The following is a 21659-nucleotide window of genomic DNA, read 5'->3' as shown; positions in this document are numbered from 1 at the left end:
GGCGGAGCGGCTCCCGCGAGCGGCACACGTGCGTGGAGACGTCTTCCGGCGGATGATCGTGACGGGCCGCGAGGAGTACGAGCCCGGCACCCGGGGCGGGGGAGAGGCCCAACTCCGGCTGCAATACCGGCTGTCGGCGGCCACGGCGGACGCGTACGCGGAGGCCGGTTTCACGGCCGTGGTGCAGGACGTGATCCTGGGCGAGCGACTGGAGACGTACGTCGGCCTGGTGCGCGCGAGGCCGCTCCACGTCGTCGTCCTGGCACCGGACGCTGATGCGGTCGCCGCGCGCGAGAGGGGCCGCCCGAAGACCGGCTTCGGCACGGCCTGGACGATCCCGGCCCTCGACGACGTACTGCGTACCCGCACACCCCGGATCGGCCTGTGGCTGGACAGTTCGGAGCTGACGGTGGGGCAGACGGTGGAGGCGATCATGGCGGGACGGGAACGGGCGAGGGTGTCCTGAACGTCCTGTGATCCGGTGGATGCGGCTCGGGGGCCGTTGTCAGTGGCGGGGCGTAGTGTTCTGGGCAGTGGGGAACGGGCGGCCGACGCATCCGTCCGACGGCCGCCTGTGCGGGGGCTGTGAGCGGGAACATTCCGGGGGAACGGGACGATGAGCACGACCGATGTCGCCACACCGGCGATCACCTTGACCGAGGATCAGCTCGATCCGTACGTGACGCACGGGCCGACGCGCGACTGGCTGACGGGGCCCGGACTGCCGGGCGACAGCGGCCTGTTCAGCTTCCTGGATCTGAGCCGGGAGGGCTTGCGGACGGTCGGGGACGCGACGGCCGACCCGGACGCACGGGACGCCCGGGACGACCGCCTGGCGGCGGAGCTGCGCGACCAGTTGGTGATAGGCGCGCTGCTGGGCCCGGCGGGCCTGGAGACGGAGTCCCTCCTCCTGGACGGCGCGACGGGCGAGATCGCGACGACGTACTTCCTCCCGGACCGCCCCGACCTGATGGACGCGCGCCCGCTGGCCCCGTCGCTGCGGACGCTGATGCGCTGCGCGACGGCCGCGGACGAACTGGCGGGATTCCGCGGTCAGTTCGCCTCCTACGCCGGCCGCTTCGGCCCGAAGGTGGCGACGGAGGCGTCCCGACAGCTGCTGGCGCTCTTCGAGGAGGGCGAGGAGAGCGAGGGGGGCACCGACGGCGAGATGGCCCCGTTCTGGAAGATGGCGGCCCTGATCCGCCCGCTGTCCCTGGTGGCGGGCCCCGGCACGACCTCCGGCCTGGCCCTCGACCTCCCGGCCCGCCTCCTGGACGAGGAGTTCGGGCAGGGCAAGGTGGCCCGCTTCGAGGACCTCGACTTCCCGGCGACCCTCACCCACGTCCCGACCCGCCGCTTCCTGCGCGAACGGGGCCTGCCGGAGGACGGCTTCCTCTTCTCCCTGGACACGGACGTCCCGCTCCAGACCCTCGCCGAGTACTACGAGGACAACTGCGCCGACGCCCCCCGAGGCCAACTCCCGCCCCGGGCGGCCGACTTGATACGCCTCGGCCACCTCATCGAGGACAACAGCCTGGTCGTGGACGGCGCGACGGGCGCGGTCCTCAACTGGAGCGAGCCGGACGCCACGCTGTACCCGCTCAACACGGACGTCTCCACCCTGGCCTTCACCCTCTGGCTCCTCCACCGCGAAAAGACGATAGACGACGGCCTGTCGGGCGAACTGACGACCGGGGCGTACGACCAGCTGGCATCGACGATGCTCCAGACGCTGGCGACGGTCGATCCGACGGGGGTGGATGTGGGGGCCGGACATCACTACTGGACGGAGACGTTTCAGGATGAGGCGGGTGGGGTGCTCTGAAGCACTCCAGCAGCGCGGGCCACACCGTATGCCGGGCCTCCGACAACTTGGCCCGCGTGAGTGGCCGGCAGGTCGTCGTACGGTCACGGTGCTGCTGGCAGGGGCGGTGGGACCGGCCGTTCTGGGAGTCCTGTTCGTCGTCGTGCCGGGGGCGGTGGTCGACCATGATCTCGCCGGGTCCGCCGTCGCACCGAACGACCGGCTGAAGGCCGTGAACGACGTCCGGACGATTCTTCTGCAGGTGGCCGGCGGGTCGGTCGTGCTCTTCGGCACGTATGCCACATGGCGCCAACTCCGGGTCAGCCAGGACGGCTTGCGCGCCACCCAGGAGGGCTACGTCACCGACAGGTCCAGCCGGGCAGTCGACCAGCTCGGCAATGGCCTCATGGGGTGGTCGACCACGGCTGTGGCCGCCCGGTATCAGCACATGGTGGACGCGGTACGGGCCGACATCGCGAGGCAGGTCGACGGCCTGATCTGGAAGGGTGAGGCGGGCCGCCCTGACGAAGACGACGATGGTACGGCCGGTGCGCACGTGCCGGCCAGCTGAGAAGGAAGCCCAGCAGGGCGGCACCTCACGGGGGCGTCGCCCTTTCACTACGGGTGCTGTAACAAAATGCCAGAAACCCCGACGCGCTCAACCTATCCTCAGAGTGTCTCGTCATCGGGGGGCTGCCATGGACTATGCCGTGAGCGCGGAGACGCAGCGCTATATGGAGACAGGCTGTTGCCCTTTCTGCAGAGCGAGAATCTTGCAGTCTCCCCCACCCTCGTTGACGTTCCCCGGGCTGCAGGACCGCGGCTGGACTCCGAGTAGTGCCTTGCTGACCTTCCTGGCCCCGAGGGGTGCTCCCGTGGCATACACCAACGGCCAGTTCCGCTGCGGACTGTGTGGCCAGCATTGGGGTCTGAGGACACCCGCGGCGGGCCCGTTGACCCACGGAGTGGTACCGAGTCCGCCCATTCTCCAGGCGTCCCGGCGTGGGGTGACTGCGCAACCGCCCCGGGGTGGGCTGACTGCGCGACAGTTCAGATTCGCCCAGGTCGTAGAGGCGCCTCGCGTTGCGGTCTCCGCTCGGACGGAGCGAAAGGTTGCCAGGAACAACACTGCGGCCACGATCACGGACACGGAAGAAATCTCCTGGACCGTGACCCGCTCCGTCACCGTTGAGCAGCAGAGAGCCACAGTCAACGGCTTCAATGCAGCGCTGACCTTCGCCACGTTGGCTTCACTTGGCCAAACGCTCCAGGCGGAGCTTCGCGGCACGTACGCGCTCAACGCAGGGATGACGTTGACCAGGACCAAGACCGTATCCGTAGAGATTCCACCGCATTCCTCGATCGAGCTTGTGCTGACGTGGAAAATCATCCGGCAGCCTGGTTTCGGGCAATTCACAGGGGTGAACGGTCAGTACCTAGATATGCCGTTCCAGGTGGACATGGATCTTGCGCTTGAGTGGCAGGCTAACAACGTGGTCTAGCTGCCGCGTCATCGGTGTGTCGGCGCTTCCGTAGGTGGCCCGTCGCGCCCACGGAGCGCCCCCGTACCGGCGAACTGTGAGACGGACAACCAAAAGGGTGGCACCCCGTATGGGATGCCACCCTTTCCTTTTGCCTGGTCAAGCTGCCAGAGGCCGTGGCGGGAATCGAACCCGCGTAACTCGCTTTGCAGGCGAGTCCCTAAACCACTCGGGCACACGGCCGTGTTCGTGGGATCAAGGTAGGGCGGGGTGGGGGAGGGGTTCAAGGGGATCGCGGGGGCTGCAACGGGACTGCCATACGCCGTTCATGAACCGAGGTGTGGGGCTGAGGGTGTACGACCAAGGTCCCGGGCCGAGTGGGACTCGGGACAGGGGTCAAACCCCGTTGTGGGTCTTACGCTGACGACCATGACCGTCCTTGAGCCGCGTGATGCCGATGTCGTGGAGGAAGCCGTAAGCAGTCCTGATGGTGGCGTGCTGAGTCGTTCCTACCGGGCGCTCAGCGTGGGGATCGTCTCCGTCGTGCTGCTGATCGCCTTTGAGGCGACCGCCGTTGCCACGGCGATGCCTGTCGCCGCGCGGGAGTTGGACGGGGTGGCGTTGTACGCGTTCGCCTTCTCCGGGTACTTCACGACCAGTTTGTTCGGGATGGTGCTCGCGGGGCAGTGGAGCGATCGGCGGGGGCCGCTCGGGGCGTTGACCACGGGGATCGGGGCGTTCGCGGTCGGGCTGGTGGTGGCGGGGACCGCCGGGGTGATGTGGGTGTTCATTCTCGGGCGGGCCGTGCAGGGGCTGGGGGGCGGGCTGGTCATTGTCGCCCTGTACGTGGTCGTGGGGCGGGCTTATCCCGAGCGGTTGCGGCCGGCCATCATGGCGGCGTTCGCCGCGGGGTGGGTCGTGCCGTCCATCGTCGGACCGCTTGCTTCGGGGGCCGTGACCGAGCACCTCGGGTGGCGGTGGGTCTTCCTCGGGATACCGGTGCTGGTCGTGCTGCCCTTGGCGCTCGCACTGCCGCAGATACGGCTGCGGGCGTCCGGGGCCGTGGACGGTGGCGCGGCCGGGTCCGCCGCCGAGTCCGTCGCCAAGTCCGCCTCCTTCGACCGGCGGCGGATTCGGCTCGCCCTCGGGATCTCCCTCGGAGCCGGGCTTCTTCAGTACGCCGCTCAGGATCTGCGCTGGATCTCGTTGCTGCCCGGCGCCGCGGGGGTCGCGCTGCTCGTGCCGGCCGTGCTCGGGCTGCTTCCGCGCGGTACCTACCGGGCGGCGCGCGGGCTGCCGTCGGTGGTGCTGCTGCGCGGGGTGGCCGCGGGGTCCTTCATCAGCGCCGAGTCCTTCGTGCCGTTGATGCTGGTCACCCAGCGGGGGTTGTCGCCGACGTCGGCCGGGTTCTCGCTCGCTGCGGGCGGGGCGACCTGGGCGCTGGGGTCGTGGGTGCAGGCGCGGGCCCGGGTGGAGCCGTACCGGGAACGTCTGATGGGAGCCGGGATGGTGCTGGTCGCCGCGGCCATCGCGACCGCGCCCAGCGTGCTGATCCACTCCGTGCCGGTCTGGACCGTCGCCGTCGCCTGGGGGTTCGGCTGCTTCGGGATGGGACTGGTCACCTCCTCCAGCAGCGTTCTGCTGCTCAAGCTGTCCGCGCCGGAGGAGGCCGGCACCAACTCCGCCTCCCTCCAGATCTCCGACGGGCTGTCGAACGTCGTGCTGCTGTCGGCGGGCGGGGCGGCCTTCGCCGCGCTGGGCGGGGGCACGGTGGCTCATGCGGCGACTGCCGCGGACGGGTCTCATCCGGCTGCCTTCGCCGCGGTGTTCCTGCCGATGGCGGGGGTGGCGTTGGTGGGGGCGTGGGTGACGACGCGGTTGCGGGCGGATTCTCGGTGACACTCATTCGGTGCCACCTGGTCGGATCGGACGAAGTGCGTGACCACGTCCTTCGGGACGTCTGTCAGGGGGCCGTGGACGTACCCAAGATCGCGACCCCGTTGCCGCGCTTCGCGCTTCGCGCGGTGACTGTGACGTCGATCCCACCCACGGGTGCCCCGGCGTCGTCAGCACGTTGACACCGCCGGCCCGCCGGTAGGGTGGCCCGGTTGTCATACACGTAGCCCCTCACGTAGCCCCTTGTACGCAGCTGAGCCGCCCGACCCCTCTACGGAGACCGTGACTACCACCGCCGCTTCCTCCTCGCACAGCCACCACCTCTCCCCGGCCTTTCCCGGCCGTGCCCCCTGGGGTACCGCAGGCAAACTGCGTGCCTGGCAGCAAGGGGCCATGGAGAGGTACGTCCAGGAACAGCCGCGTGACTTTCTCGCGGTCGCGACGCCCGGCGCCGGCAAGACGACCTTCGCGCTCACCCTCGCCTCCTGGCTGCTGCACCATCACGTCGTGCAGCAGGTGACCGTGGTCGCGCCGACCGAGCATCTGAAGAAGCAGTGGGCGGAGGCGGCCGCGCGGATAGGGATCAAGCTGGATCCCGAGTACAGCGCGGGGCCGCTCGGCAAGGACTACCAGGGCGTCGCCGTCACCTACGCCGGCGTCGGCGTGCGGCCCATGCTGCACCGCAACCGGGTGGAGCAGCGCAAGACGCTGGTCATCCTCGACGAGATCCACCACGCCGGTGACTCCAAGTCCTGGGGCGAGGCCTGCCTGGAAGCCTTCGAGCCGGCCACCCGGCGGCTCGCGCTCACCGGCACGCCCTTCCGGTCCGACACCAACCCCATCCCCTTCGTCACGTACGAAGAAGGCAACGACGGGATCCGGCGGTCCTCCGCGGACTACACGTACGGGTACGGGTCCGCGCTCTCCGACGGGGTCGTCCGGCCCGTCATCTTCCTCTCCTACAGCGGCAACATGCGCTGGCGGACCAAGGCCGGTGACGAGATCGCCGCGCGGCTCGGCGAGCCCATGACCAAGGACGCCATCAGTCAGGCCTGGCGTACGGCGCTGGATCCGCGCGGTGAGTGGATGCCGAGCGTGCTGCGCGCCGCCGACCAGCGGCTGACGGAGGTCCGGAAGGGCATCCCGGACGCCGGGGCCCTCGTCATCGCCACCGACCAGGAACAGGCGCGCGCCTACGCCAAGTTGATCCGTGAGATCACCGGGTCCAAGGCGACCGTGGTCCTGTCCGACGACTCCGGCGCGTCCGCGCGCATCGACAAGTTCAGTGCGGGCGACGACCGTTGGATGGTCGCGGTGCGCATGGTGTCGGAAGGTGTCGACGTACCCCGGCTCGCGGTCGGGGTCTACGCCACCACCATCTCGACGCCCCTCTTCTTCGCCCAGGCCGTCGGACGCTTCGTGCGGTCCCGGCGGCGCGGCGAGACCGCCTCGGTCTTCCTCCCCACCGTCCCCGACCTCCTCACCTTCGCCAACGAGATGGAGGTCGAGCGCGACCACGCCCTCGACAAGCCCAAGAAGGAGGGCGAGGAGGACCCGTACGCCGAATCCGAGAAGGAGATGGAGGAGGCGAACCGGGAGGAGGACGAGGACACCGGCGAGCAGGAGCAGTTCTCCTTCGAGGCGCTGGAGTCCGACGCCGTCTTCGACCGGGTGCTCTACGACGGTGCCGAGTTCGGCATGCAGGCGCACCCGGGGAGCGAGGAGGAGCAGGACTACCTCGGTATCCCCGGGCTCCTCGAACCCGACCAGGTGCAGATGCTGCTCCAGAAGCGGCAGGCCCGGCAGATCGCGCACAGCCGCAAGAAGCCGGACTCCGAGGCCGACCTCCTCGAGATGCCGGCCGAGCGGCGGCCCGTCGTCTCGCACAAGGAGATGATGGAGCTGAGGAAGCAGCTCAACACGATGGTCTCCGCGTACGTCCACCAGACCGGCAAACCGCACGGCGTCATCCACACCGAGCTGCGCCGCACCTGCGGCGGGCCGCCGAGCGCCGAGGCCACGGCCGGGCAGCTGCGGCAGCGGATCGCCAAGGTCCAGGAGTGGGCCACGCGGATGAAGTGACCCTCCGTCGCGACGGCGGAGGGCGGGGTGGGCGGGCGCCCGGCTCCGATGCGGGCGGTCTGCTGAATCCGGTGCCGGCGGACACGTGAATCCGGTGCCGGCGGACACGTGAATCCGGTGCCGGGGGACACCTGAATCCGGTGCCTCGATGTCTCGTATCAGGACAAACCTAGGTACTCCCGCCCTACCGGTGCCCGGATTCTGGACGGAGCCTTCCGCTGAGCGAACCCGCTTCGCTACTGTCCCGCTACGCACACGCCCCGTGGCAGCGCCGCCGCGGAGCGCAGCCGTGAAGCGACGCGGTCCGGAGCGCCGGACCGCCGGCCGACCGGCGGCCTCTGAAGCGCGTCACTGACGGGACTCGGTGACGCAACCGCCGCGATGAGAGCCGCCGACCTCACCACTTGGAGGAGTGGGCGTCGTGACCGCGGAGACCTCTCAGACGCTCGACCGGGGACTGCGTGTCCTCAAGCTGCTGGCCGACACCGACCACGGGCTGACCGTCACCGAGCTTTCCCATCGACTGGGGGTGAACCGGACCGTCGTGTACCGGTTGCTCGCCACACTGGAACAACACGCGCTCGTACGCCGGGACTTGGGCGGTCGCGCCCGGGTCGGACTCGGCGTACTGCGCCTGGGCCGGCAGGTGCATCCCCTCGTACGAGAGGCCGCACTGCCCGCGCTCAGGTCGCTGGCCGAGGACATCGGGGCGACCGCGCATCTGACGTTGGTGGACGGCGCGGACGCGCTTGCCGTGGCCGTCGTCGAACCGACCTGGACGGACTATCACGTCGCCTATCGGGCCGGGTTCCGGCATCCGCTGGACCGGGGGGCCGCCGGCCGGGCGATCCTCTCCGCGCGGTCGCAGCCGCTGGGGGAGCCGGGGTACACGTTGACGCACGGGGAGTTGGAGGCGGGGGCGAGTGGAGCCGCCGCGCCCTTGATCGGGGTGACGGGGGTGGAGGGCAGCGTGGGGGTGGTGATGCTGGCGGACGCGGTGCCGGAGCGGGTGGGACCGAGGGTCGTCGACGCGGCGCGGGAGGTCGCGGAGGCATTGCGCTGAAACATGGGCACCGTCCCCGGGGCCCGCCCACCACCTGGCCTGAAGTCACTCTCACGTTAGATTGACCCCGTGCTCTCTCGCCTCACGCGCCCCCAAGCCGTCGCCGTCTGTGCTCTGCCCGTCGTGGCCCTGATCGCCACGGCGGTCTTCGCACCGTTGCCGTTCTCGCTGACGCAGCCGGGGATGACGGCGAACGTGCTCGGCGAGAACAAGGGCACCCCGGTGATCACCGTCACGGGCGCGTCGACCCGGACGACGACCGGGCAGCTGCGGATGACGACGATCGAGGCGACCAATCCGGACACGCGCGTCTCGCTGAGCCAGGTGCTCGACGCGTGGTTCGCCACGGACCGGGCGGTCATGCCGCGGGACTCGGTCTATCCGAGCGGGCAGAGCACCAAGGAGATCGAGGCGCACAACACCGAGCAGATGGAGCAGTCCCAGGACGCGGCGACGCAGGCGGCGCTGAACTACCTCGACCTGAGCGACAAGAAGGTCAAGGTCACCCTCAAGCTCGCGGACGTCGGCGGGCCCAGCGCGGGGCTGCTCTTCACCCTCGGCATCATCGACAAACTCGACGGCGACGGCAGCGGCGGCGACCTCACGGGTGGCCGCACCATCGCCGGTACGGGGACCATCACCGAGGACGGGACGGTCGGCGCGGTCGGTGGCGTGGCCCTGAAGACGCAGGCCGCGCGGCGCGACGGGGCGACGGTGTTCCTCGTGCCCAAGGACGAGTGCGCCGACGCCAAGTCCGAACTGCCCAAGGGACTGCGACTGGTCCCGGTGACCGACCTCAAGGGCGCGGTGAAGGCGTTGGTGACGTTGGAGGCGGGGAAGGGAACCGTCCCCAGCTGTTAGACGGCCGGCACGGGCTTGGGCGCGGCGGCCAGTCGCAGGCCCACCTCGACCAGGGTCCAGCCCACGCGGGTACGGATGTTGCGGGGGCGCTTCGCTTGACTGACCAGGTGGTGTTCGGCGGCCTGGGCCCGGAGTTCGGCGGCGCGCAGGCGGTGCAGGGCGAGATGGGTCTCGGGGTGCATCGGGCTCGGCCTCTCAGTCCGTGGTGAAGGGGAAGGCGTGCGTGTGGACGCGGACCGTCTGCGCGTCGGGGTGGTCCTCGGCCTCGGGAAGATCCCGGTAGCTGTCCACGAGGGCGTGCATCTTCTCGACGAGTTCATGGGTGAGTTCCGGGGTGAGCCGGAGCGTCATGCTGCTCATGTCGGTGCTGCGGGCCCATTCCGCCGACCAGTCCTCACGGGTGCCGAGCCAGGTCGACACCTCTCGGGCCTGGGTCGTCGCCACCTCGTGCAGATAGAGGTCCGCGGCCCCGCGTACGGCCGCGCTGGTGTCGTCGAGGAGTGAGTCGTCGAAGACCAGGCCCTGGACGGCGGCCCGCCACCAGCGCTCGCGTCCCTTGCCCCGCTCGGGAGCGTCCTCGACGAAGCCGTGCGCGGCGAGCTGCCGCAGGTGGTAGCTGGTCGCACCGCTCGACTCGCCCAGTTTCTCAGCGAGTTGGGAGGCGGTGGCCGGTCCGCCGAAGCGCAGGGCGTCGAGCAACTGCATCCGCAGCGGATGGGCCAGTCCCCTGAGCGAACGGGCGTCCAGATGGCGGACGTTGGGCTGTGCGGGCTCCGTCATGCGTACCAAGGTAGACTTGCAAAGGTTGCTTTGCAAGGGGTTCTTTGCAGCGACTTCTTTGTAAGTCCCGCCCCCGCGCGGTCACTTCACAAACCCCTCCGCCTTCATCCAGTCCAACGCCACCTGATGCGGATCCTCCCCGTCCACATCCACCTTCGCGTTCAGCGACTGCGCCACCGTGTTGTTCAGCTTCTTCGTGATCGGTTCGAGGATCTCGGCGATCGCCGGGTACTTCTTCAGGGCCTTGGAGTTGATCTCCGGAGCCACGTTGTAGTTGGGGAAGAACTTCCTGTCGTCCCGCATCACCGCGAGGTTCATGGACCTGATGCGGCCGTCGGTCGTGAAGACCTCGCCGTAGGTGCAACTGCCCTTCGCCACCTGGGTGTAGATGATCCCGGTGTCCATCTGCGTGATGTTCTTCGCGGGCAGGCTCATCCCGTACGCCTTCTCCATCCCCGGCAGCCCGTCCGCCCGGTTGGCGAACTCGCTCTCCACGCAGACGCTGACCGCCCCCGGGTCCGACTTCGACAGGGCCGCCACGTCCGACAGGGTCTTCGTGCCGTACTTCTTGTAGTGGGACTGGTTCATCGCCAGCGCGTAGGTGTTGTTCAGGGCGGACGGCGGCAGCCAGGTCAGGCCGTTCTTGAGGTCCGCGTCGTGCACGGCCTGCCACTGCTGTTCCGGGTCGGTGATCGGCTTGCTGTTGCCCTGGTACGTGATCCACGCCGTGCCCGTGTACTCGTACATGCCGTCCGCGTCCCCGCTCTTGACGGCCTCCCGCGCGCCGATGGAGCCCTGGATGCCCGTCCGGTCCAGGACATCCGCGCCGGCCGCCTCGAACGCGATCCCCATCATCGCGCCGAGGATCAGCTGTTCGGTGAACTCCTTCGACGTGACGGTGAGATGGGCGCCCTTGAGGGGCTCGCCCTTGCCGACGGAGCCGGGGGAGACGTCGTCGACCATGGGGGAGCCGCTGGTCAGGCCGCACCCGGAGGCCAGCAGTACCAGCACCCCGGCCGTCACCGCGTACCCGCGCTTCACGTCCGTACCTCCAAGCCCCGCGGCCGCAGCAGCAGTTCGGCCAGCGAGGCCAGCCAGTCCACCAGCAGCGCCAGCGCCACGGTGAGGATCGAGCCGACCATCAGCACCGGCATCCGCTGGTTGGTGATGCCGGTGGTGATGAGCACTCCCAGACCGCCGCCGCCACCGAAGGTCGCCAGGGTCGCCGTACCGACGTTCAGGACGAGCGCCGTACGGACGCCCGCGAGGATCAGCGGTACGGCCAGGGGGAGTTCGACCCGTGCCAGGACTCCCAGGGGCGACATGCCGATGCCCCGCGCGGCCTCCAACAGGGTCGGGTCGTTCGCCTTCAGGCCGGCGATCGTGTTCGACAGCACCGGCAGGACCGCGTAGACGATGATGCCGATCAGAGCCGCCTTCATGCCCGTGCCCAGCCAGATCACCAGCAGCGCCAACAGGCCGATCGCCGGGGTCGCCTGGCCGGTGTTGGCGAACGTCATCGCCACCGGCGTGGCCTTCCGGAAGGCCTTGCGGGTCAGCAGGATGCCCAGCGGGATGGCGATGATCAGTACGAAGAACGTCGAGATCACCGTCAGCTCCACGTGCTGCCAGAGCGCCTTCGTCACCTGGCCGCCCGAGAGCGCGTTCTCGGAGATCGCGTCGAGGTCCGCCTGCTGGAACCACAGCCAGGTCGCGAGCAGCAGCACCACCAGGAATCCCGGCAGGACGGTCAACTTCTGCCAGGTGACCCGGTGTTCGGCCGGCGTCGGCGGCGGCGAGGCCTCCTGTTCGGCCTCGCCGATGTCCCGGAAGGCGTGCCCCTTGACGTCGTGCTCGCCGGCGGGCCGCTTCTCGTCCGACGAGGTGGTCACGCCTGCCGCCCCTCTCCGTCACCCTCCTGCTCCGCGTGCGTCTGCGCGGCCCGGGCCTCCTCCAGTTCGTGGTGGTGCTCCATGGCCTCCAGGCGGTCGGCCTCCAGCAGTTCGTGCACGGAGTTCATGAGCGTCTCCATGTCGACGACGCCCTCGTACTCACCGCGCCGCCCGGTCACCACCGTCCGCCCCGCGTTGTCGGTCAGCACCGCCTCCAGCGCGTCCCGCAGGGTGGCGTCCCGGGTCACCGTGTCGTGCACCAGCGTGCCCGCGCGGGCCAGCGAGCCGCGGGCCCGCATCAGGTCGCCGCGTCTGAGCCACTTGTAGGGGCGGCCGCGCTTGTCGAGCAGCAGGATCTCGTTGGTGCCGCTGTCCCGGAGCTTGTCGAAGATCAGCTGGAGCGGGTCGTCGACGGTCACCGTCGGGTAGTCCCGGACCTCGACGTCCCGCACCCGGGTGAGATTGAGTCGTTTGAGGGCCGCACCCGCGCCCACGAACCCGGACACGAAGTCGTCGGCCGGGTTGGTGAGGATCGCCTCCGGGGTGTCGAACTGGGCGATGTGCGAGTGCTCGCGCAGCACGGCGATCCGGTCGCCGAGCTTGATCGCCTCGTCGAAGTCGTGCGTGACGAAGACGATCGTCTTGTGCAACTCGTGCTGGAGCCTGATCAGTTCGTCCTGGAGATGGTCCCGGGTGATCGGGTCCACCGCGCCGAACGGCTCGTCCATCAGCAGCACCGGCGGATCGGCCGCCAACGCCCGCGCCACGCCCACCCGTTGCTGCTGGCCGCCCGACAACTGGCGTGGATAGCGGCCCCGGAACTCCGCCGGGTCGAGCCCGACGAGGTCCAGCAGCTCCTCGACCCGCGCCCTGGTCCGCGTCTTGGACCAGCCGATCATCCTCGGTACGAGGGAGATGTTCTGGGCGACGGTCATGTGCGGGAAGAGGCCGGCGGACTGGATCGCGTAGCCGACCTTGCGGCGCAGCTTCACCGGATCGATGTCGGTGACGTCCTCGCCGCCGATGCGGATGCGGCCGCCGGTCGGTTCGATCAGCCGGTTGATCATCTTGAGCGTGGTGGACTTGCCGCAGCCCGACGGGCCGACGAAGACGACGAGTTCGCCCGCCTTGATCTCCATGTTCACGTTGTCCACGGCCGGGGTGCGGCTGCCGGGGTAGCGCTTGGTGAGGTTCTCCAGCTCGATCGTCGCCCCGGTGGTGGCGTTCGGCGTCTCGGGCGCGGAGGTCTCGGACGTACCGGTCTCAGTCACGGATGCCCCTCGGAATGGTCAGCCGTCCGATCAGGACGTAGGCGGCGTCGAACAGCAGCGCCAGGACGACGATCCCGAGCGTGCCCGCGAGGACCTGGTTGAGCGCGTTCTTGCTGCCCAGCGAGGCGATGCCACGGAAGATCTCGTTGCCGAGGCCGGGCCCGGAGGCGTACGCGGCGATGGCCGCGATGCCCATCAGCATCTGCGTGGAGACCCGGATCCCGGTCAGGATCGGCGGCCAGGCCAGCGGCAGCTCCACCCGCACCAGCCGCATGACCCGGGACATCCCGATCCCGCGCGCCGCGTCCACCAGCGAGGGGTCGACCCCGCGCAGCCCGACGATCGCGTTGCGCACGATCGGCAGCAGCCCGTACAGCGTCAGCGCGATCACCGTGGGCGGCACGCCCAGGCCGACGATCGGGATGAGCAGGCCGATCATGGCGAGGGACGGCACGGTCAGGATGGTCGAGGTGGCCGTCGTCGCGAGGTTCCCGGCCCATTCGCTGCGGTAGGTGACGACCCCGATCAGCACCCCGATCAGGGTGGCCACCACCATGCACTGGAAGACGGCGCTGGCGTGCTGGTAGGCGTCCGTGAGCAACTGCTGATGGCGGTTGCCCAGGTACTCCCAGAAGTTCACGCGCTCATCCCATGGTCGCCGTCAGATCCCTTCCTGGTCCTCCGCCGCCTGCTCCACCAGCGGGATGATCCGCAGCGGAACAGGGTTCTCCATGACGATCGCGGTGGAGGCCCGGACGATCCCATCGAAACCCACGACCAGGTCGATCACCCGCTGGAGATCGGCGTTGGAGCGGGCCACCAGGCGGCACAGCATGTCCCCGCCGCCGGTGGTCGTGTGCAGTTCGAGGACCTCCGGCACGGTCGTCAAGTGCGCCCGGACGTCGGCCCCTTGGCCCTGCCGGATCTGTAGCGTCGCGAAGGCGGTCACCGGGTAGCCGAGCGCCGTCGGATCGACCTGGGGCCCGAACCCGCGGATGACGCCATTCGACTGAAGCCGGTCGAGGCGCGCCTGCGCGGTCCCACGGGCCACCCCAAGGCGCCGGGACATCTCGAGCACCCCGATCCGCGGCTCCCGCGCCAGCAGCACGATGATCCGCCCGTCCAGCTCGTCGATGGCCACGGCAACCTCCCGAAGTGGTGGTCATCCTGTACAGAAATCAGAGATCCACCGGTCTGCCACTGCACAGAATGTCCAGTGAATACGAGAACTATTGCGCACCTTGCAGAGCAGGGTCACGCTTCCCCCATGACGCAGACCACGCACCACACTCCCGACACCGCCCGGCAGGCCGACCCCTTCCCGGTCAAGGGAATGGACGCGGTCGTCTTCGCGGTGGGCAACGCCAAGCAGGCGGCGCACTACTACTCCACGGCCTTCGGCATGCGCCTGGTCGCCTACTCCGGGCCGGAGAACGGCAGCCGCGAGACCGCGAGCTACGTCCTGGAGAACGGCTCCGCCCGCTTCGTGTTCACCTCCGTCATCAAGCCCGCCACCACCTGGGGCCACTTCCTGGCCGAGCACGTGGCCGAGCACGGCGACGGCGTCGTCGACCTCGCCATCGAGGTCCCGGACGCGCGTGCCGCGCACGCCTACGCCGTCGAGCACGGCGCCCGCTCGCTGGCCGAGCCGTACGAGGTCAAGGACGAGCACGGCACCGTCGTACTCGCCGCGATCGCCACCTACGGCGAGACCCGCCACACGCTCGTCGAGCGCACCGGCTACGACGGCCCCTACCTGCCCGGCTTCACGCCCGCGAGCCCGATCGTCGAGCCGCCCGCCCAGCGCACCTTCCAGGCGATCGACCACTGCGTCGGCAACGTCGAGCTCGGCCGCATGAACGAGTGGGTCGGCTTCTACAACAAGGTCATGGGCTTCACGAACATGAAGGAGTTCGTGGGCGACGACATCGCCACCGAGTACAGCGCGCTGATGTCCAAGGTGGTCGCCGACGGCACGCTCAAGGTCAAGTTCCCGATCAACGAGCCCGCCATCGCCAAGAAGAAGTCCCAGATCGACGAGTACCTGGAGTTCTACGGCGGCGCGGGCGTCCAGCACATCGCGCTCAACACGAACGACATCGTGCGCACGGTACGGACCATGCGCGCGGCCGGCGTCCAGTTCCTCGACACCCCGGACTCGTACTACGACACCCTCGGCGAGTGGGCCGGCGAGACCCGCGTCCCGGTCGAGACCCTGCGCGAGCTGAAGATCCTCGTGGACCGCGACGAGGACGGCTATCTGCTGCAGATCTTCACCAAGCCGGTCCAGGACCGGCCGACCGTCTTCTTCGAGATGATCGAGCGGCACGGCTCGATGGGCTTCGGCAAGGGCAACTTCAAGGCCCTGTTCGAGGCGATCGAGCGCGAGCAGGAGCGCCGCGGCAACCTCTGAGGCCACCCTCCAGGTGCGGTCCGGCGCCCTTCCCCCTCGGCGCCGGACTCACCGCCGAACCCGCTTCGCGTCCATCACCGGCACGTCCTCGTCCGGCGGCTCCCCGAGCGCCGCCAGCGCGGCCTGCGCGAGCGGCACGCCCAGCGGCGAGAAGTACGGGTTGATCCGCAGCGCGTCCTGAAGATGCCGCCGCGCGGGCGCGAACTGCTCCAACTCCCGCTCGATCATGCCCCGGTGATAGGCGTACAGCGCACTGCGTACGCCCCCGCCGTGCACCTTGTCCGTCGCCGCGCCCGCGTACCGCAGCGCCTCCTTGTCCTTGCCGTCCCGGTGCAGCGCCCACCCCAGCGCGTCCGCGACGGCGATCCCCGGCTGCCGTCGCCACTCGGCCCGCAACCGCCGTACCGCCGCCGCCGGATCCCCGTGGTCCGCCTCGAAGACGCCGAGCACCAACTCGTCGTCCACGCCCCCTGCTTGCTCCTCCCGGACCCGGGCCCGCAGCAGGTCGTACTGCACGCGCGCGGCCTGCCCAAGCCCCAGCGACTCGTACAACTCGCCCAGTTCCAGGGCGTACTGCGGGCTCGGCTGGCGGGCCAGCGCCACCCGGTACGCGTTCAGCGCCTCCGTGGTGCGGCCCAGCGCCGCCAGCGTCCGGCCCTGTCCGGCCTGCGCGGCCCGCTGGTCGGGGTCGACCCGGACCGCCTCCTGGAAGTGCCGCAGCGCGTCCGTCAAGTCCCCGCGCTCCCAGGCCAGTTGCCCGGCCCGCTCCAGCCACGCGGCCCGCTCGGCCGGTGCCGTCGACCGCGCCGCCGCGTCGGAGAGGGCGGCCGCCGCGTCCTCGCGCCAGCCCTGGTCCCGGTAGACCCCGGCGGCCCGCGCCAGCACGGCCGGCCCGGTCCGCAGTTCAAGGAGCGCGTCGAGCGTCCGCCGGGTCGCCTTGTGGTCACCGAGCCCGGTGTACGCGTCGAGCAGCAGCGGATACGTCGTCCAGCGCCCGGCGTCCACCTTCAGCGCGGCCTCGCCCCAGCTCCGCGCCGCCCGGAAGTCCCGGCGCGCGTTCGCCAGCGCTGCCATCCCCTCCAGCGCCGCGGCCTTTACGTCGTTTCCCTTCGTCCGCACCCTCAGCGAGGTGCGCAGCGCCTGCTCGGCCCGCGGATAGTTCGTCGCGTCGGCCGTCCGCCGCCCCTGCTCCACGTACGCGGCCCCGAGCACCGCCCACGACCGCGCGTCCCGGGGATGCGCGCGCAGAAAGGTCTCCCGTTCGCCGATCAGCACCGCCAGATCGGGCAGCGCGGCCGGCACCCCGGCGGTGACGGCGGTCAGCGCCTGCGCGCCCGGCGCCGGAGCCGGCGGCCGGACGAGGGTCGCCCGCTCGAACGGCCACAGCATCAGCACCCCGCCCAGCGCGGCACACCCCGCGACGGCACCCGCCACCAGCCACCCGGTGACCCGCGAACGCCGGGCCCGCTTCCGTTCCGTGGCGGCCCTGTCCCTCGCGTTCGTCATGGCGCTCACTGTGCGCCAGTACGACGACCACACCTCGGCATCCCGCGACTGCCGCAGGTGGGGTTCACACCGATGGCCGCCGGTGCGAGGCTGTGATCATGAGTCGTATCGAAGCGCGTCGCGACGAGGACACGGTGGCGACCGGTGGCCTCCTGGACCGGCTGCTGGGCGGGCTGCCCGCCGAGGCCGTCCTGACCGACCCCGACATCACGACCTCCTACGCCAACGACATGGCGAGCTTCTGCCCGGCCGGCGTCCCGGCGGTCGTCGTCCTGCCCCGCACGGTCGAACAGGTCCAGCACGTCATGCGCGTGGCCACCGAACTGCGCGTCCCGGTCGTCCCGCAGGGCGCCCGCACCGGCCTGTCCGGCGCGGCCAACGCCTCCGAGGGCTGCGTCGTCCTGTCGCTCCTCAAGATGGACCGCATCCTGGAGATCAACCCGATCGACCGCACCGCCGTCGTCGAGCCGGGCGTCATCAACGCCACCCTCTCCCGCGCGGTCGGCGAACACGGCCTCTACTACCCGCCGGACCCCTCCAGCTGGGAGATGTGCACGATCGGCGGCAACATCGGCACCGCGTCGGGCGGGCTGTGCTGCGTGAAGTACGGGGTCACCGCCGAGTACGTCCTCGGCCTCGACGTCGTCCTCGCCGACGGCCGCCTCATGTCCACCGGGCGCCGCACCGCCAAGGGCGTCGCCGGGTACGACCTCACCCGCCTCTTCGTCGGCTCCGAGGGTTCGCTCGGCATCGTCGTACGGGCGATCCTGGCGCTGCGCCCGCAGCCGCCCCAGCAGCTGGTGCTCGCCGCCGAGTTCGCGTCCGCGGCCGAGGCCTGCGACGCGGTGTGCCGGATCATGGCCGGCGGTCACGTGCCCTCGCTGCTGGAACTCATGGACCGTACGACGGTGAAGGCCGTCAACGACCTCGCGCACATGGGACTTCCGGAGACCACCGAGGCGCTGCTCCTCGCGGCCTTCGACACCCCGGACCCGGCCGCCGACCTCGCCGCCGTCGGCGCGCTGTGCGAGGCGGCCGGTGCCACCCAGGTGGTGCCCGCCGACGACGCCGCCGAGTCCGAACTGCTGCTCCAGGCCCGGCGGCTCTCGCTGACCGCGCTGGAAGCGGTCAAGGGCACGACGATGATCGACGACGTGTGCGTGCCCCGCTCCCGGCTCGGCGACATGCTCGAAGGGATCGAGCGGGTCGCCGAGAAGTACCGGCTGACCATCGGGGTCTGCGCGCACGCCGGCGACGGCAACACCCACCCCACCGTCTGCTTCGACGCCCAGGACCCCGACGAGTCCCGGCGCGCCCGCGAGTCCTTCGACGAGATCATGGCGCTCGGCCTGGAGCTCGGCGGCACGATCACCGGCGAGCACGGTGTGGGCGTCCTGAAGAAGGAGTGGCTGGCGCGCGAACTCGGCCCGGTCGGACTGGAGATGCAGCGGGCGGTCAAGCAGACCTTCGACCCGCTGGGCATCCTCAATCCGGGCAAGCTGTTCTGACGTCGAAAGCGGGCTCACTGGGCGAGCAGCTGGTCGAGCGCGTCGTCGATCCCCAGCTGCTCGCCCTCAGTCCCCGGGGGCACCACCCGCAGCGTCCGCTCCAGCCAGGCCGAGACCTGGGCCGACGGTGCTTCGAGCAGGGCGTCCCCGTCGGGTGAACTGAGCGCCATCAGGACGACGCTGCGCCCCTCCGACTTCGTCGGCCACACCCGCACGTCCCCGTGCCCGCACGGCCGGAACACCCCCTCCACCAGAAGCTCGCGGGAGAACGTCCAGTGCACGGGGTGCTCGGAGTTGATGTGGAAGGTGACGTGGACGGCGTAGGGATCGTCGGTCCGGTAGCCCAGCCGGGCCGGCACCGGGATGCTGCGCTCCGGCGACAGGATGAGTTTCAGCTCCAACTCGCGTTCCACCACTGTGTAGTGCATGGCGTGCGGTTCCTCTCTCGGTCAGGTGTACGGGGCTCCGCGGACGGGCCCGTACGAATGGAGAGGCGGTGGGCGCGCAACCATTACGCGGGTTCGGAGAATTTTTTTCCGGAACGGTGAAGCGGGTGCACACCCTTGCCCGGAAAGGGGCGGGTCCTGCGGGAGGGGCAGTGGTGGCCACGCCGGTCTGATAGATGTGGAGCCCCCCATATTGACCCCCGAGCAGATACGGGACGACGGACATGAGCGCCCCAACCCCGGCACCCGGTGACGACAGGCCCCGCGAGGGGTATTACCCGGACCCGTCCATCCCTGGATACGTCCGGTACTGGAACGGTGCCTCCTGGGTACCGGGCACCAGCCGTCCGGCCCCGTCGGACGGCGCTCCGCTCGCCGCGCCGGACGGTTCCGGTGCCGGCCCCGCGCCGGTCGAGGAGACGGGCCCGCACTTCTTCGACGAGGACCCCGCGCCCCAGGTGTCCCAGCACGGCAGCCGTCCCGAACCGGCGTCCGCCTGGGGCGCCGACCGCTCCCGCCAGGCCGGCTTCGGCGGCGAGCAGGACCGGCGCGTGTCGTGGGGGTCCCCGCAGGGTCCCGACCCCCGCGTGGCCCCGGCCGGCCGGCCGGGCGGTCCGGCGGGCGCTCTGCCGGGTGGTCCCTCGGGCGCCCCGACCGCCCACACCGACGGCACGGCGACCGTCCCGCCCGCGGACACCTCGTCCGACATCCCGTCCGACGGCACCTTCGTCTTCCGCCGCCCGAAGGCGGGTGCGGACGGCGCGTCCGGCGCGGGCAACGCCTCCGTCCCCGGTCCCGGCGGTCCCGTCAGGGACGACGGCACCATGACCTTCCGCACGATGACCCCGCGTGCGGGGCAGCAGAGCGGGGCGCAAGGAGGGGCGCAGAGCGGGAGCACGGGGGCGCCCTCCGGCCCCGGTTTCGGCGCGGGCAAGGCGGCCGCCGATCGCGCGGCGGCGGCACAGGCGGGAGCAGGAGCAGGGGGCGCCGGGGTCCAGGGACCGGCCGCCGCGCCCACCGCCCTCTCCGGTCCCCAACAGGCCGCCGCCCCCGGCGTGCCCGCGCAGTCGAGCGGTCCCCAGCCCGTGCAGCAGCCGGCGGCGGCCGGACAGGCCTCCGCCGCACCCGTGTCCGCCGCCCCCATGTCCAGTGGCTCCGGCGGGGGACAGCCCTCGTGGGCGCAGCAGGTGCACCGGCTCGCGGGCGGTGAGGAGCAGCCCGTCGCGCCCTGGAAGCCGCCCGTGGAGGACGTGTTCCAGGCCGCCGCCCGGCGTCAGTCCGAGGCCCGCCCCGCGCCGCTCGGCAAGCGTCTGATCGCCCGGCTGCTGGACACCGTCGTCCTGGCGGGCGTCACCGCCGTGGCCGCCGTACCGCTCGGCACCAAGGCGATCGACCACGTCGACGAGAAGATCGACGCGGCGAAGCTCTCCGGCGAGACCGTCACCGTCTGGTTCCTCGACGGCACGACCTCGGTCTACCTGGGCATCGTCCTGGCCGTCCTGCTCGCCTTCGGTGTCCTCTACGAGGCGCTGCCCACCGCCAGGTGGGGCCGCACCCTGGGCAAGAAGCTGCTGGGTCTGGAGGTGCGTGACATCGAGGGCCACCAGTCGCCGACCTTCGGGGGAGCCGTCCGCCGCTGGCTCGTCTACAGCGTGCCCGGCCTGCTCCTGATCGGTGTCGTGGGCGTCGCGTGGTGCCTGTTCGACCGCCCGTGGCGCCAGTGCTGGCACGACAAGGCGGCCCATACGTTCGTGGCGGGATGACCGTCTACCGCATCCGTACCAGGTGATCCGGTACTCCGGACGGCCGCTCGTCGGATGCGGGACGGCGGGGTTCGCGGTGCACTCGGGCCATGACCACCGAACCGCCTCCCGGTTCCGGCCAGCAGCCGCCGGACGACGACCCGTTCCGGAAGCAGCCACCGCAGCAGCCCCCGCCCGGCCCGCCCGGCCAGGGCCCGGGCTCGCCGTACGACCCGCCCCCGGGCGGCGGTCAGCCGCCGCCCTACGGCGGGGGTCCCTACGGCGGTGCCCCCGCCGGTGGGGGCGATCCCTACGGCGGCGGCTCCTACCCCAACGATCCGCTCTCCGGCATGCCTCCGCTCGCCGACAGCGGCAAGCGCACGCTGGCCCGGATCATCGACCTGATCCTCGTCGGCATCGTCGTCTGGCTGGTCACCTGGCCGCTGGGCGTGCACGAGTACGACGTGAGCGGCGACAACATGTCGTACGGCAAGTCGTTCGCGCAGTCCCTGGTCGCCGCCGTCCTCTACATCGGCTACGACACCGCCATGATCAGCAGGACCGGCCAGACGCTCGGCAAGAAGTGGCTGAACATGCGGGTGGCCAACCTCGACAACGGCTCCACACCGTCCGTGCAGTCCACGCTGGCCCGCTCGGCGGTGCTGTGGATCCCGTTCGCGTTCTGCTGCGCCTGCATCTGGACCGCGATCAGCGGCGGTTGGAGCTTCTTCGACCGGCCCTACAAGCAGGGTCTGCACGACAAGGCCGCCAAGACGGTGGTGGTCAGCACCAACTGAGCCCGCGCCGACGGGAGTCGGCGCGGACAGCACATACGACAGGCGGCGTGGGGGGTGGGGGCGGGGGGGGGGGGCCCCGGGGCGCCGGGGGCCCGGGCGGGGGGGGGAGGGGCGGGG

At 70.6% G+C, this 21659-nt stretch carries 20 protein-coding genes, 1 tRNA gene and 1 pseudogene; 12 read left to right on the top strand and 10 right to left on the bottom strand.

Annotated elements, in window-relative coordinates; translation table 11 throughout:
• From ACIP6U_RS37215 to ACIP6U_RS37200, 4 genes and pseudogenes are all read left to right on the top strand, one after another.
• Nucleotides 1-466 (top strand): phosphotransferase (locus ACIP6U_RS37215; protein WP_401727067.1); only part of this gene is annotated, 466 nt, incomplete at its 5' end.
• Between the two features lie 150 nt (nucleotides 467-616).
• Nucleotides 617-1825, top strand: a complete 1209-nt coding sequence (locus ACIP6U_RS37210; RefSeq protein ID WP_401727066.1) for an SUKH-4 family immunity protein — start codon at nucleotides 617-619, stop codon at nucleotides 1823-1825.
• A gap of 379 nt (nucleotides 1826-2204) precedes the next feature.
• Nucleotides 2205-2375, top strand: a pseudogene (locus tag ACIP6U_RS37205) (site-specific integrase); the annotation flags it as partial.
• Nucleotides 2376-2973: 598 nt separating this feature from the next.
• Nucleotides 2974-3306, top strand: coding sequence for a hypothetical protein (locus ACIP6U_RS37200; RefSeq protein ID WP_401727064.1), 333 nt, complete (start codon nucleotides 2974-2976; stop codon nucleotides 3304-3306).
• Between the two features lie 150 nt (nucleotides 3307-3456).
• On the opposite strand, the gene ACIP6U_RS37195 is transcribed toward ACIP6U_RS37200, so the two are convergent.
• A tRNA-Cys gene (locus ACIP6U_RS37195) sits at nucleotides 3457-3528 on the bottom strand.
• 186 nt (nucleotides 3529-3714) lie between these two features.
• On the opposite strand from ACIP6U_RS37195, the gene ACIP6U_RS37190 reads away from it, so the two are divergent.
• From ACIP6U_RS37190 to ACIP6U_RS37175, 4 genes are all read left to right on the top strand, one after another.
• The gene (locus tag ACIP6U_RS37190) at nucleotides 3715-5184 is read left to right on the top strand and encodes an MFS transporter (RefSeq protein ID WP_401727062.1); all 1470 of its coding nucleotides are present in this window, start codon (nucleotides 3715-3717) and stop codon (nucleotides 5182-5184) included.
• A 279-nt stretch (nucleotides 5185-5463) separates the two neighbouring features.
• Complete coding sequence (locus ACIP6U_RS37185; RefSeq protein ID WP_401727060.1) at nucleotides 5464-7263, top strand: DEAD/DEAH box helicase; 1800 nt, start codon at nucleotides 5464-5466, stop codon at nucleotides 7261-7263.
• A gap of 421 nt (nucleotides 7264-7684) precedes the next feature.
• The gene (locus tag ACIP6U_RS37180; protein WP_124000305.1) at nucleotides 7685-8326 is read left to right on the top strand and encodes a helix-turn-helix domain-containing protein; all 642 of its coding nucleotides are present in this window, start codon (nucleotides 7685-7687) and stop codon (nucleotides 8324-8326) included.
• 69 nt (nucleotides 8327-8395) lie between these two features.
• Nucleotides 8396-9187 (top strand): S16 family serine protease, encoded by a 792-nt coding sequence (locus ACIP6U_RS37175; RefSeq protein ID WP_401727058.1) that lies wholly within the window; start codon nucleotides 8396-8398, stop codon nucleotides 9185-9187.
• On the opposite strand, the gene ACIP6U_RS37170 is transcribed toward ACIP6U_RS37175, so the two are convergent.
• The 7 genes from ACIP6U_RS37170 to ACIP6U_RS37140 all read right to left on the bottom strand — a co-directional run bounded on the left by ACIP6U_RS37170 (nucleotide 9184) and on the right by ACIP6U_RS37140 (nucleotide 14271).
• On the bottom strand, nucleotides 9184-9369 hold the full coding sequence (locus ACIP6U_RS37170; RefSeq protein WP_401727056.1) for a hypothetical protein: 186 nt from the start codon (nucleotides 9367-9369) through the stop codon (nucleotides 9184-9186). The two genes, ACIP6U_RS37175 and ACIP6U_RS37170, sit on opposite strands and share 4 nt — an antisense overlap.
• Nucleotides 9370-9382: 13 nt before the next feature.
• A complete protein-coding gene (locus ACIP6U_RS37165) occupies nucleotides 9383-9967 on the bottom strand; it encodes an ArsR/SmtB family transcription factor (protein ID WP_401727055.1) in 585 nt (194 codons plus the stop codon).
• A gap of 81 nt (nucleotides 9968-10048) precedes the next feature.
• Nucleotides 10049-10930: a glycine betaine ABC transporter substrate-binding protein gene (locus tag ACIP6U_RS37160; RefSeq protein WP_401727193.1), complete on the bottom strand. Its 882-nt coding sequence runs from the start codon at nucleotides 10928-10930 to the stop codon at nucleotides 10049-10051.
• A 74-nt stretch (nucleotides 10931-11004) separates the two neighbouring features.
• Complete coding sequence (locus ACIP6U_RS37155; RefSeq protein WP_401727053.1) at nucleotides 11005-11859, bottom strand: ABC transporter permease; 855 nt, start codon at nucleotides 11857-11859, stop codon at nucleotides 11005-11007.
• Nucleotides 11856-13130, bottom strand: a complete 1275-nt coding sequence (locus ACIP6U_RS37150; protein WP_401727052.1) for a betaine/proline/choline family ABC transporter ATP-binding protein — start codon at nucleotides 13128-13130, stop codon at nucleotides 11856-11858. The genes ACIP6U_RS37155 and ACIP6U_RS37150 overlap by 4 nt, the downstream gene beginning before the upstream one ends.
• A complete protein-coding gene (locus ACIP6U_RS37145; protein ID WP_401727050.1) occupies nucleotides 13123-13770 on the bottom strand; it encodes an ABC transporter permease in 648 nt (215 codons plus the stop codon). Before ACIP6U_RS37145 ends, ACIP6U_RS37150 begins: the two co-directional genes overlap by 8 nt.
• A 21-nt stretch (nucleotides 13771-13791) precedes the next feature.
• On the bottom strand, nucleotides 13792-14271 hold the full coding sequence (locus ACIP6U_RS37140) for an Lrp/AsnC family transcriptional regulator (protein WP_401727049.1): 480 nt from the start codon (nucleotides 14269-14271) through the stop codon (nucleotides 13792-13794).
• 126 nt (nucleotides 14272-14397) lie between these two features.
• Here ACIP6U_RS37140 and hppD point away from each other — a divergent pair, with 126 nt between their 5' ends.
• Nucleotides 14398-15543: a 4-hydroxyphenylpyruvate dioxygenase gene (gene hppD / locus ACIP6U_RS37135; RefSeq protein ID WP_401727047.1), complete on the top strand. Its 1146-nt coding sequence runs from the start codon at nucleotides 14398-14400 to the stop codon at nucleotides 15541-15543.
• A 48-nt stretch (nucleotides 15544-15591) separates the two neighbouring features.
• On the opposite strand, the gene ACIP6U_RS37130 is transcribed toward hppD, so the two are convergent.
• Nucleotides 15592-17049, bottom strand: a complete 1458-nt coding sequence (locus ACIP6U_RS37130; RefSeq protein ID WP_401727045.1) for a tetratricopeptide repeat protein — start codon at nucleotides 17047-17049, stop codon at nucleotides 15592-15594.
• Nucleotides 17050-17141: 92 nt separating this feature from the next.
• Here ACIP6U_RS37130 and ACIP6U_RS37125 point away from each other — a divergent pair, with 92 nt between their 5' ends.
• Nucleotides 17142-18557: an FAD-binding oxidoreductase gene (locus tag ACIP6U_RS37125; RefSeq protein WP_401727044.1), complete on the top strand. Its 1416-nt coding sequence runs from the start codon at nucleotides 17142-17144 to the stop codon at nucleotides 18555-18557.
• A 14-nt stretch (nucleotides 18558-18571) separates the two neighbouring features.
• Here ACIP6U_RS37125 and ACIP6U_RS37120 read toward each other — a convergent pair whose 3' ends face one another.
• A complete protein-coding gene (locus ACIP6U_RS37120) occupies nucleotides 18572-18985 on the bottom strand; it encodes an SsgA family sporulation/cell division regulator (RefSeq protein WP_401727042.1) in 414 nt (137 codons plus the stop codon).
• 242 nt (nucleotides 18986-19227) lie between these two features.
• On the opposite strand from ACIP6U_RS37120, the gene ACIP6U_RS37115 reads away from it, so the two are divergent.
• Nucleotides 19228-20766, top strand: coding sequence for an RDD family protein (locus tag ACIP6U_RS37115; protein ID WP_401727041.1), 1539 nt, complete (start codon nucleotides 19228-19230; stop codon nucleotides 20764-20766).
• Between the two features lie 89 nt (nucleotides 20767-20855).
• Nucleotides 20856-21542: an RDD family protein gene (locus ACIP6U_RS37110; protein WP_401727039.1), complete on the top strand. Its 687-nt coding sequence runs from the start codon at nucleotides 20856-20858 to the stop codon at nucleotides 21540-21542.
• Nucleotides 21543-21659 lie beyond the last annotated feature (117 nt).

Source organism: Streptomyces sp. NPDC088794 (assembly GCF_044750545.1).
In the GTDB taxonomy this organism is placed as follows: Bacteria; Actinomycetota; Actinomycetes; order Streptomycetales; family Streptomycetaceae; genus Streptomyces.
The sequence above is the reverse complement of the archived record's forward strand: the minus strand, read 5'-3'. Positions and strand labels throughout refer to the sequence as shown.

Coding starts and splice junctions, on each gene's coding strand:
- ACIP6U_RS37210 (WP_401727066.1), top strand. CDS start 617: ATGAGCACGACCGATGTCGCCACACCGGCGATCACCTTGACCGAGGAT.
- ACIP6U_RS37190 (WP_401727062.1), top strand. CDS start 3,715: ATGACCGTCCTTGAGCCGCGTGATGCCGATGTCGTGGAGGAAGCCGTA.
- ACIP6U_RS37170 (WP_401727056.1), bottom strand. CDS start 9,369: ATGCACCCCGAGACCCATCTCGCCCTGCACCGCCTGCGCGCCGCCGAA.
- ACIP6U_RS37165 (WP_401727055.1), bottom strand. CDS start 9,967: ATGACGGAGCCCGCACAGCCCAACGTCCGCCATCTGGACGCCCGTTCG.
- ACIP6U_RS37160 (WP_401727193.1), bottom strand. CDS start 10,930: ATGGTCGACGACGTCTCCCCCGGCTCCGTCGGCAAGGGCGAGCCCCTC.
- hppD (WP_401727047.1), top strand. CDS start 14,398: ATGACGCAGACCACGCACCACACTCCCGACACCGCCCGGCAGGCCGAC.
- ACIP6U_RS37130 (WP_401727045.1), bottom strand. CDS start 17,049: ATGACGAACGCGAGGGACAGGGCCGCCACGGAACGGAAGCGGGCCCGG.
- ACIP6U_RS37120 (WP_401727042.1), bottom strand. CDS start 18,985: ATGCACTACACAGTGGTGGAACGCGAGTTGGAGCTGAAACTCATCCTG.
- ACIP6U_RS37115 (WP_401727041.1), top strand. CDS start 19,228: ATGAGCGCCCCAACCCCGGCACCCGGTGACGACAGGCCCCGCGAGGGG.
- ACIP6U_RS37110 (WP_401727039.1), top strand. CDS start 20,856: ATGACCACCGAACCGCCTCCCGGTTCCGGCCAGCAGCCGCCGGACGAC.